Origin of the sequence: Runella sp. (assembly GCF_027484545.1) — a bacterium.
Lineage (GTDB): Bacteria > Bacteroidota > Bacteroidia > Cytophagales > Spirosomataceae > Runella.
In genome coordinates, this window is record NZ_JAIXST010000299.1 from 1 (window position 1) to 10056 (window position 10056).

Sequence of the window (10056 nt, forward strand, 5' to 3'; positions counted from 1 at the left end):
AATTGGGATAACTTTAAGAAAGAAACTCCCAGATGGGAAAAGAAAGTCAAAGACAACGGGGAGTTTGTAAAGTTTGAAGCTGAATTTAAAGAGGTAGTTGAGAAAATAGTAAGAATTCAATTTGAATCAGAAAAGACCAAAAAACCTTGGCTTCGAGGTCCATTTGAATCAAATCCAGAATGGAAAAAAGCAACCGAATGGCTTGGACAAGAAAGAGCAAAAAAATTACATGATGAACTCACCACTAAACAGTAATGGCCCAATACTTAGTGTCAATCGTAGGTAGGCAAACATTACCAAATATTTTGCCTATCAAAGAATATGCAGGGCTTATCAATCAGCATATTTTTATCTCAACATCAAAAGTAAGTGAAGAATTATCATGGATTAAAACAGTTTGTGCGATTGGAAAGGATGATTTTTTCAACCTCGAAATTGATGAAGATGATATTGGACAAATCGTCGCTAACCTTACTGCATTGTCTGCCATTTTTACGCAAGAGGATGAATTTTATATCAATCTGACAGGTGGCACTAAAATAATGGCTTTGGGTACGTTTCAATTTTTCTCTCAAAGTCCGTTTAAGGTAAAAATGTTCTATCTCAATATGGGTAGTAATGTGTTACGTCAGGTATATCCACCGATCGATGCAAGCTTACGAGATGAACCTCTTTTATATCGCATTAACGTTGCGGATTTTTTGGGTTCGTATGGTGCAACCATCACCAACTCATCCAGTATTTTCAAGATGACTAAATCAAAAGAATATACAGCGCTATTTTTTGAGTATGAATGGTCAAAAGAGCCTATTATTCGAAAAATTAGAGAAGAAAGATACAATATAATTTTTGATAGAATTGATGCCGTTTACCGAAGAGAACTTCGAGCATTTTTAAGTAAAATCGACTTTTCATTGACGTTTGAAGATAGAATTACTAAAGAGGAAATTCAATATCTTACAGGCGGTTGGTGGGAAGAGTATTGTTTTTACTTTATCAAAGAAAAAATTGGTATTCAAGAGCCTTTTATTGCAAAAGGGCTTGTCAATAATAAAACCAATAATGAGCTGGACGTTGCCTTTGTAAAAGACAATGTGCTTCACGTATTGGAATGTAAAACCACAATTTTTAATAAAGAAGATTTTGAAGATTACGTTTATAAATTAGCTGCCATTAAGGATAATAAAAATGGCTTTGGCATCAGTGTGAAGGCTTATTTATTCACAAATCTGATTAAGCGTGACCAACAAGCAAACACGATTGATGAGACTTTCCAACGACGTGCCAGTGCATTTAATATAACCTTGGTAGATAGTTTAGTATTTCAAAGGGATGATTTTAAAATTTAAACTTAAAAATAATGTCAAGAAAAATTTTAGTATCATTAGTTAGCGACCAAACTATTCCCAATATTAATTTCATTAAATCAAATAACCCATTTGATGAATATTGGTTTATTACCACATCTTACTCTGAAGGTGAAAGTAATGGAATAGCTGAACCAGGTAAATCAAGGTCAAATTGGATTATTGAAACTTGTAATATTTTCGATAAATCAGAAAAAATAAAAGTTATCGAAGATGATTTAAAAGACATTAGTAATAAATTAACAGCTAAAATAAAAGAGTTAGATTATGATCCTAAGTTCACAATCCATCTTACTTGTGGCACTAAAATGATGTCATTATCTACTTATTTGTTTTTTAAGGATATGACAGATCAAATCTATTATACACCGATTGGATCAAAACACTTCAAAAAAATTAATACTGATGAAATTTTGGATTCAAAACCAATTTCAATTGATGATTATTTGAAAGGCTACGGTATAAAATTTAAATCAAAACAATGCTCAAAGGAACAAAGTTATGTTTACGATTTCTTTAATATTTTCTCTAAAGGGTTAGTTGATTTAAATTTATTAAATGATTTAAGGAGACATTATAGGGGGAAATCAGCCATTAGTATTGAAAAAGTAGAAAATGTAATTGAAGAAACAGAAAGTGACAGGGGTAAAAGGATAGAAAATTTAAATGCTTTCCTCAATTCAATCAATTTTGAAGCTAAAGAGTCTGGAAAGCTGTTGAAAAAAGAAATAGAATTTTTAACTGGAGGTTGGTTTGAGGAATTTATCTTTTATAAGATTAAACAAATTTTAAATTTAGATGATAATTTTATAAAGATAGGTGTTGAATTAGAAAAAAGCAAAATAACAAACACTAATGATTTGGATGTTGTAATTGTCCGAAATGACAGATTTATTGTAATTGAATGTAAAACAGGCATGAAAATGCCTGACGGTAAAATAACTCAATTATTTAATGAGACTGTATATAAAGCAGCCGCATTAAAGAAAAATTTTGGTCTGAATGTTACCTCTTATTTAATGACTTTGGAAGATTTAACCAATGGAGATTTGGTGAACAAAGCTGATATATTGGGAGTTAAAGTTATACATGAGACTGATATAAAAGATGAAGAAAAATTAAACAAAAGATTGATAGAAATATAGAGTTTATATATAGTCTATGCTACTAAACCTTTCAAATCATCCTAACCATTTATGGGGTGATAACCAGCGGGCTAAAGCTATTGAGTTTTATGGTGAAGTGAAGGATTTGCCCTTTCCCCAAATTTCACCTTCCTTAGATTCGGCAGGCTTAGATTTACTGGTAGAAGACTACGAACATCAAGTACGTAAATTTTACCCCATTGCTGTACATATCATGGGCGAAATGACTTTTACTTTTCGGTTGGTTACGCTTCTTAAATCTCAAGGAATATTGTGCATAGCAAGCACTACACAACGTATCGCCTCAGAAGAAAACGGAATTAAAATTTCAAAATTTGAATTTGTTCAGTTTAGAAGCTATTGACTTGATGGATAAAAGATGACCATTCGCCTTCTATAATAGTACAGTTTTCGGCTTTGTGAAAATAAAAATAGAGGATTAGGGGCTTGATTAACAGTAGATTAAATCATTTTATGTAATTTTACAATTTAATTTTAAATTTACATAAAATGATTCCGAGGGCATTAACTGATAAGGCGCAACTGCTGCTGACCAAGTATCCGATGGTATCAATCTCTGGGCCGAGACAATCAGGTAAAACTACGTTTTCTAAATTGTTTGCCCCTGATTATCAATACGTAAACGTAGAGCTTCCCGACAATCGGATATATGCCCACAACGACCCGCGAAGCTTTTTGGAACAGTACCAAAACCGAGTCATCTTGGATGAGGTTCAAAACGTCCCTGATTTGTTTTCATACTTGCAGGTATTTACCGACGAACGAAACCGAACGGGTGAATACGTGTTAACGGGTTCGCAAAACTTTTTGTTGATGCAAAATATCACGCAGTCATTAGCGGGAAGAGTCGCGCTGTTAACGCTTTTACCTTTTTCGTATTTTGAGTTACCTGACAAGCCACCTATCGAGCAGTTTATGTTTAAAGGAGGCTATCCAAGGCTCATTCAAAAGGAGATTTTACCCGAAGATTTTTTTCCAACCTATATCCAAACCTATATCGAGCGAGATGTACGCCAATTGATTCAAATTCAGAGTCTTTCGTTATTCCAAAATTTCCTGTATCTCATGGCAGGCAGGGCAGGACAAGTATTTAATGCGTCGAGCATAGCCAACGATTTGGGGGTAAACAGTCAGACCGTAGAGGCGTGGACTTCGGTATTAGAAGCTTCCTACATCGTGTTTCGATTGCAGCCTTACTACAGGAATTTTAACAAACGCATCACCAAAGCCCCTAAAGTATATTTTTATGATACAGGATTGTTGTGCTATTTGTTAGGAATACGCGCTGAAGCTGAACTGCAAATGCATTTTGCCAAGGGAGCTATTTTTGAAAATTTGGTCATTCTTGAAGTAATGAAAATGCATTACAACCAAGGACGCCGCCCTCAATTGTACTATTGGCGCGACAGTAATCAAAACGAAGTGGATTTGCTCATTCAAGACGGCATGAAGCTACACGCGGTAGAAATCAAATCGGGTAAGACCATCAATAACGATTTTTTTAAAGGACTCACTTATTTCAAAAAAATAGCCCCCGATACGCAACTGCACCTTGTGTACGGCGGCAATGAATACCAGAAAAGGAGTGAAGCTACGGTGCTGGGTGTAGAACAGTTGGAGGATATATTGACACTTTAAAAGCACCAACTCGAATTTATGCACTATATTTATGCAAAAATTACTAATATATGCACGTTAGAAAATCTTTTTCTCGTTTATTAGCACACTTGCCCAAAAAGCAGGTAACCGTCATTACGGGTATGAGGCGGGTCGGAAAATCTACGGCGTTGCGTTATTTGCTGGAGCGGGTCGAACATAGCAATACACTTTATTTGGATTTTGAAAGGGTCGAAAATCGGGTGATGTTCAATCAACCTTCTTACAATGACATTGAGCGTGGTTTGGTTGCTTTGGGGCTTGATTTGCAGCAGCCCGCCGTGTTGGCAATTGATGAAATACAGCTCGTACCCAACAGTGCGAGCGTCATCAAAAGCTTGTATGATACATACAGCATCAAATTTTTGGTGACGGGTTCGAGTTCTTTTTATCTCAAAAATCACTTTTCGGAAAGCTTGGCAGGACGAAAACAGATTTTTGAAATGTGGCCGCTTGATTTTGAAGAGTACCTTCAGTTTAAGGAGATAGATACCCAACGGCTGCAATCTGAGCGATTAAAGCCTTTTTTGTTTACTTTTTATGATATCTGGAAAGGACATTACCAAGATTTTATTCGGTTTGGGGGGTTTCCAGAGGTGGTTTTGGCCGACTCTCCCGACGATAAAACAGAATACCTTAAAGATATTTTGAATGCTTATATTGAATTGGACATCAAATTATTATCCGATTTTTCGGTGAGCGACAGCCTTTATAAACTCATTTTGCTTTTGGCCAATCGGGTAGGAAGTCGGGTAGATTACTCAAAAATTGCGAGTTTGATAGGACTCAATCGCAACAAGGTGAAAGATTACCTGCACCTGCTCGAATATACCTATTTTATTCGTACGCTTACTCCTTATACAAGTGGCATTGACAAGGAAATCAGCAAGCAACCGAAGCTCTATTTTTCAGACACAGGCTTGTTACAGGTATGCGGACAGCTTAGTAGCGGTGCAATTTTTGAAAATGCTATTGCCAATCAATTGGCGCAGTTGGGGAAAATCCAATATTTTGAACAAAGCGCAGGTACTGAAATAGATTTTATCTTGGACCGACAAAAAGCCTTTGAGGTAAAAGAAACCTGTACGCCACAAGACCTAAACAATCTCGCGGAACGCTCAAAACTACTCAAAATAATTGATTATCAGCTCATTGGACGACATTATCCAGAGAGTGGTTTCAAGGATTTTATGTGGGGGGGAAGTTTGTTTTAGAGGATATTCATTTATAAAAATCAATCAGATGAAAAAAATACTATTGGCCAATATCGGTAATCGGAATTTGTACGTAGAAGATACTAATGGCTACTTCACTACTATTGATAGATACGTTTCAGACAAGCGATTGATGCAATACATCGAAATAACGGTATATCAATTACCTTCAAGATTACTCTGAAAACGTTGAACGTCGCCTTTTTAATCAATATTATGCACTTGATTTGGCGAGCGAATTTATTAATGCCTACGATTTTGAATCAGCATTTCAAACACTAAGTCGCATTAGTACGCCTTCGGATAATATTCTTTCAATAATTCTTCATACAAACATTGCAGCTAATCGTTTGGCTTTTAACAACAGAAAACGGTGGCATATTCATCTAAACGATGGTACAAAATTACAAGCAATTGCCGAGCAATATATCAGAGGAAAAGTGCCTAACGGGTTTTTGAATTATCCAGAGCTGGCTTCCAGTAAAACCGAACTATTTGAGTTTGCCTCAATATGCCAACATTATTTCTTAACACAGAACTATACGCTTGGGGTAGGCTCAATATCTACGATATGCCTAAAATGGCAGCCTTTTAGGCATATCGCTTTCCCATCTCCCGTACCAGCCCTTGCATTTTTTGACGCAACCCCTCGGGTGCCAGCACTTCGGCATCGGCCCCGTAGCTTAGGATTTCGGTTTCGAGTTCGGGGTTAGGAATGAGCCAATACCGAAACACCATCTCCGTTTCAGTTTCTGAAACAAGGGTTTGGGAATGGTGCAACGCCTTGGTTTTGACGTAATAAGCGCGGGGTTTTTGAAATCGAATTTCAATGGCTTCGGGTAGTACATCACGGAAACGGGTTACTCCCACTACGTCGCGTAGGTACAGATTCATGTCGACGCGGGAAGGGATGTAGGCAAAATCCGACCAATGGAGCGTCTGAATGCGGTCGAGGGCTAAATTGTACAGGCTGTTTTCAACGTGCTGCCAGCCAAATATAAACCAACGGTTTTTGTACTCACGGAGCAAATAAGGACTCAAGGTGTGTTGGGTGATTTGACCTTTAAAATCTTTGTAATTGATTTTTAGGGCTTTTTGTTGGCTGATGGCCTCGTAGAGCGGCTGTAGGTGGTGGTTGCCGGTATATTCATCATTTTTCTCAAATTCTATCAGGGCCGGTTGTCGTCCGCCGGCTCTTTCTTCAATTTTAAGTTGAATTTCCTCCAATCCCTTAAACTGCGGCAATGAGGCAAACTGCTTGAGCAGAAGTTGAATCTCGTTGAGTAAGATGACATCGTTTGGATTGATGATACTATGCAACGAAAACGGTTCGGTATACGAGTATTTGCCTTTCTCGCTGACTAAAGGAGCAAAGAAGGGGGCGTTTTTGAGGTCATCTATGTCGTTGAAGATTGTTCTGCGTAAGCTATCGGCATGGGTAGGCAAACTTAGCTCGCTGATACAGGCTTCGGCCATATCGCGCCAGCCGGGTCGCGTATTGCGAGCAATGAGGTCGTTGATGATGCGCAATCGCTGGAGTTTGTTTCTATCTAAGGGCATGAGCAGTAAAATTTAGTGTAGGTGTAAATAGGCTGCACTAAATAAGTCAATTTTTGCCTACTATTCAACTCTTATGCCAACTACACAACTTATTCTTAATCGCCGGGGAGCGAGTCTTTCGGTCAAAAACGGCCGTTTCTGGGTGCGCACAGATGAGCGCGAAACTTTCGTACCTGCGCATCAGGTGCGCTCTATCTGTTTGCATCCTGCTACCAAGATTACGTACGAAGCCATGATTTTGGCCCTTGAACATGACACCGACGTGTTACTGGTCGACCGCAAGGGTTTTCCAGTAGGACGCGTCTGGGGAAATCGGTTTGGCTCGATCAGTACCATTCGTAAAAATCAATTGGCCTTTTCCACCTCTAAGGAGGCCCTCGAATGGGTAAAGCAAGTGTTGATTCGCAAGGCTGACAATCAGTTGGCAGTACTCCAATTGTTGACTGCTTTGTTACAGACCCACTCCAATGCCAATTTGGATTCTCAAACCAGCCCGGCAAAACAGGCCCATTACGATAACCAAAAATTGACCGATGCAACCAAAACGATTGAACGCATCAAAGACAAGTTTAAATACCACCAATCAAGCGACTTACAAGACAGTTTTGCGAGTTTTCGGGGGTTTGAGGGGAGCATGAGTCGAGCGTATTTTGAGGCGTTGTCGGGCGTATTGCCCGAAAAATACCGCTTCAAAAAACGTACTCAGCATCCTGCCATGGATGCGTTCAATTGCCTGCTCAACTATGCGTACGGAATGCTTTATGGGCAGTGTGAGGGTGCGCTCATTCGGGCGGGCCTCGACCCGGCCATTGGCATCATGCACCGCGATGAATACAACCGCCCCGTATTGGTGTATGATTTTATTGAGCTTTTTCGGGCTTGGGCAGATTATGTAGTGTGCCATTTGTGCGTACAGGAGGTGGTGTATGATGAGTTTTTTGAGGTACAAAACGGGCAATATTGGCTCAATACGACAGGCAAACGTATTTTGATCCAATCAGTGAACGATTATTTGGAAGAACTCATCCTTTTCAACAACCTGAGCCGCAGCCGCCTGACGCATATTGAGTTGGAAGCCCAAAAAATTGCCGCACAAATGAAACGATTTGTAGCCTCAACCCCTATCCCCGGCCCTTTCCCCAGTGAAGGAAAGGGTGGTTAAAATAATTATGACAACCCTCTCACTCGGCCACCGCCTTACCGACCCCAACGAAGTGCTTTCGACGGTGACACTATCGGAAGTGCATCATCTTATCGTTTCCGACATACCTTTAAAGACGGAGGTTTTGCGACTGCGTAAATTGGCCCAATTAGACAAAACGGCGTACCGCAGCCTCAAAACTCGCCTCCCTTACGTAGTGGGAAGCATATTTGAAGGGGGAAAGCGACACACGCAGCACTTACTGGCTGCCCATTTTTTTATCATTGATATTGACGATTGCCCGCTCAATGACGGTACTTTACAGGCGCAGATCTGCCAAAACGAATCGGTGGCACTACTGTTTATATCTCCAAGTGATCAAGGATTAAAAGTATTTTTCCCGTTGGATACGCCCTGCACCGATGCCAAACTGTATGCGGAGGCGTATCGAGCCTTTGCCTCACGATTTGCCGAAGGGATTCGTTTGGAGGGAAGTGTAGATATGCGTACTTCCGACGCTGCCCGGGCTTGTTTTTTATCGCACGACTCCAACGCCTATTTCAATCCTATGCCTAAAGCCGTGCAATGGCAAGCCTATTTATCAACCTCAATGCTGACATTTGACCACTCCAACCCGCTCGACTCTGCATCAACTACTGTTTCTCCAACTGATTCACCTCCTCAAAACCCGATCAATGAAGTTGCTTATCAGGCTGTTTTGCGAAAGATAAACCCCAATGCACCCGTACGTCTCCCAAAACAAACCCATGTGCCCGAGCTGTTGCACCAGATAGAGCCCGTGGTGCGGGAGGTGTGTCAGGAAAATAAGCTCGAATTGGTACAGGTACAACCCCTTAATTTTGGTTTGAAATTTATGGTAAGGTCGGGGACACGCTCGGCAGAGGTCAATGTTTTTTATGGAAAAAAAGGGTTTTCGGTGGTACGGTCACCCAAAACAGGTACAGATCCAACCATAGCTGACTTACTTTACCATTGTATTTACAACTTACTTTTCCCTGCCGAGGCATCTACCGATACAGACTATACGCTTGTTGTTTCCGATCATTAAGTTTGAACTATTCCCTCTCGATTAAGCAATGCCCCGAAAGAAAAAAGACCCGCCGCCACTTACCCTATCCAAGTTAAATGAACTTTGGGCCGGGGCAGGATTGCCAAGTATATCGAAAAGTCAATTGGCCGAACTGCCTTCTGACACCCCCGAACTTCCTACTTATTTGGGACAGTTGCTCGAATGGTTTAAGAAAAATCCTACCAAACGCTCCGAAGAAATGTATTGTTTTATCATGTACGACATCGAAAACAACAAGATACGGCGTACTGTGGCTAAGTATCTCGAACAAAAAGGCTGCTTACGTGTGCAGAAATCGGTATTTTTTGCGAGATTACACCGTAAAATGCACCAAGAAATTGCCGAAACGTTACGAGAAATTCAGCAATGTTACGAAAACGAAGACACCATCATGTTGCTGCCCGTAGGGGAAGATATGCTCAATAGCCTGCTGTGTATTGGCAAAACATTTGAGTTAGAACTTCAAACTTCATCCAAGACTACCTTATTTTTTTGAGGATGCCTTGCAAAGCTCATTATTTAGAGCTTACTTTAGGGAGCCTATGTACCTAAAACTATATTGCATTACCAATAAAATATATGAACTATTCTACATTTAAAAATCTAATGTACTACCAATCAAAGGCTTGCCAAGCCCTGCTCTCAGAAACCATAATCCACCAGAACAAGGATTAAGACAAATACCGCACTGCTTCTGGAGTTGACTTTTCTATCTCAGAAACCATAATCCACCAGAACAAGGATTAAGACGTCTTAAAAGCTTCCATTGATAACAAACTTTTGAGTCTCAGAAACCATAATCCACCAGAACAAGGATTAAGACACTCGATTTTATTGTGTATGCTACCATTTTATTTGCTCA

11 protein-coding genes are annotated in these 10056 nt (G+C 39.8%); 10 read left to right on the forward strand and 1 reads right to left on the reverse strand.

The annotated features are described in order from the left end of the window. The 7 genes from Q0081_RS26660 to Q0081_RS26690 form a co-directional block, all read left to right on the forward strand. Positions 1-255, forward strand: a 255-nt coding sequence (locus Q0081_RS26660; protein WP_298360796.1) for a hypothetical protein, incomplete at its 5' end; no start/stop codon positions are given. Next, positions 255-1349: a Card1-like endonuclease domain-containing protein gene (locus Q0081_RS26665; protein WP_298360798.1), complete on the forward strand. Its 1095-nt coding sequence runs from the start codon at positions 255-257 to the stop codon at positions 1347-1349. The genes Q0081_RS26660 and Q0081_RS26665, both read left to right, overlap by 1 nt. Before the next feature lie 11 nt (positions 1350-1360). Next, positions 1361-2512, forward strand: coding sequence for a Card1-like endonuclease domain-containing protein (locus tag Q0081_RS26670; RefSeq protein WP_298360800.1), 1152 nt, complete (start codon positions 1361-1363; stop codon positions 2510-2512). A gap of 16 nt (positions 2513-2528) precedes the next feature. Continuing rightward, positions 2529-2876, forward strand: coding sequence for a hypothetical protein (locus Q0081_RS26675; RefSeq protein ID WP_298360802.1), 348 nt, complete (start codon positions 2529-2531; stop codon positions 2874-2876). A 146-nt stretch (positions 2877-3022) separates the two neighbouring features. Beyond that, a complete protein-coding gene (locus tag Q0081_RS26680; RefSeq protein ID WP_298360804.1) occupies positions 3023-4171 on the forward strand; it encodes an ATP-binding protein in 1149 nt (382 codons plus the stop codon). Between the two features lie 50 nt (positions 4172-4221). Next, positions 4222-5403, forward strand: coding sequence for an ATP-binding protein (locus Q0081_RS26685; protein ID WP_298360806.1), 1182 nt, complete (start codon positions 4222-4224; stop codon positions 5401-5403). Between the two features lie 28 nt (positions 5404-5431). After that, entirely contained in the window at positions 5432-5587 is a 156-nt protein-coding gene (locus Q0081_RS26690) for a hypothetical protein (RefSeq protein ID WP_298360808.1), read from the forward strand. 407 nt (positions 5588-5994) lie between these two features. On the opposite strand, the gene Q0081_RS26695 is transcribed toward Q0081_RS26690, so the two are convergent. Beyond that, on the reverse strand, positions 5995-6963 hold the full coding sequence (locus tag Q0081_RS26695) for a YafY family protein (RefSeq protein WP_298360811.1): 969 nt from the start codon (positions 6961-6963) through the stop codon (positions 5995-5997). Between the two features lie 73 nt (positions 6964-7036). On the opposite strand from Q0081_RS26695, the gene cas1 reads away from it, so the two are divergent. Genes cas1 through cas2 form a run of 3 tightly spaced genes read left to right on the forward strand, consistent with a single transcriptional unit; the run spans position 7037 to position 9690 of the window. After that, positions 7037-8125 carry a CRISPR-associated endonuclease Cas1 gene (gene cas1 / locus Q0081_RS26700; protein ID WP_298360813.1) on the forward strand — a complete coding sequence of 363 codons (1089 nt, stop codon included), beginning with the start codon at positions 7037-7039 and terminating at the stop codon, positions 8123-8125. A gap of 7 nt (positions 8126-8132) precedes the next feature. Beyond that, positions 8133-9173: a CRISPR-associated primase-polymerase type B gene (locus tag Q0081_RS26705; RefSeq protein WP_298360815.1), complete on the forward strand. Its 1041-nt coding sequence runs from the start codon at positions 8133-8135 to the stop codon at positions 9171-9173. Between the two features lie 28 nt (positions 9174-9201). After that, complete coding sequence (cas2, locus tag Q0081_RS26710) at positions 9202-9690, forward strand: CRISPR-associated endonuclease Cas2 (protein ID WP_298360817.1); 489 nt, start codon at positions 9202-9204, stop codon at positions 9688-9690. Positions 9691-10056: the final 366 nt, after the last annotated feature.

What these genes read in the sequence shown, in the direction of transcription:
- Q0081_RS26675 (WP_298360802.1), top strand. Translation starts at nt 2,529, where the DNA reads ATGCTACTAAACCTTTCAAATCATCCTAACCATTTATGGGGTGATAAC.
- Q0081_RS26705 (WP_298360815.1), top strand. Translation starts at nt 8,133, where the DNA reads ATGACAACCCTCTCACTCGGCCACCGCCTTACCGACCCCAACGAAGTG.
- cas2 (WP_298360817.1), top strand. Translation starts at nt 9,202, where the DNA reads ATGCCCCGAAAGAAAAAAGACCCGCCGCCACTTACCCTATCCAAGTTA.
- Q0081_RS26665 (WP_298360798.1), top strand. Translation starts at nt 255, where the DNA reads ATGGCCCAATACTTAGTGTCAATCGTAGGTAGGCAAACATTACCAAAT.
- Q0081_RS26690 (WP_298360808.1), top strand. Translation starts at nt 5,432, where the DNA reads ATGAAAAAAATACTATTGGCCAATATCGGTAATCGGAATTTGTACGTA.
- Q0081_RS26680 (WP_298360804.1), top strand. Translation starts at nt 3,023, where the DNA reads ATGATTCCGAGGGCATTAACTGATAAGGCGCAACTGCTGCTGACCAAG.
- Q0081_RS26670 (WP_298360800.1), top strand. Translation starts at nt 1,361, where the DNA reads ATGTCAAGAAAAATTTTAGTATCATTAGTTAGCGACCAAACTATTCCC.
- cas1 (WP_298360813.1), top strand. Translation starts at nt 7,037, where the DNA reads ATGCCAACTACACAACTTATTCTTAATCGCCGGGGAGCGAGTCTTTCG.
- Q0081_RS26685 (WP_298360806.1), top strand. Translation starts at nt 4,222, where the DNA reads ATGCACGTTAGAAAATCTTTTTCTCGTTTATTAGCACACTTGCCCAAA.
- Q0081_RS26695 (WP_298360811.1), bottom strand. Translation starts at nt 6,963, where the DNA reads ATGCCCTTAGATAGAAACAAACTCCAGCGATTGCGCATCATCAACGAC.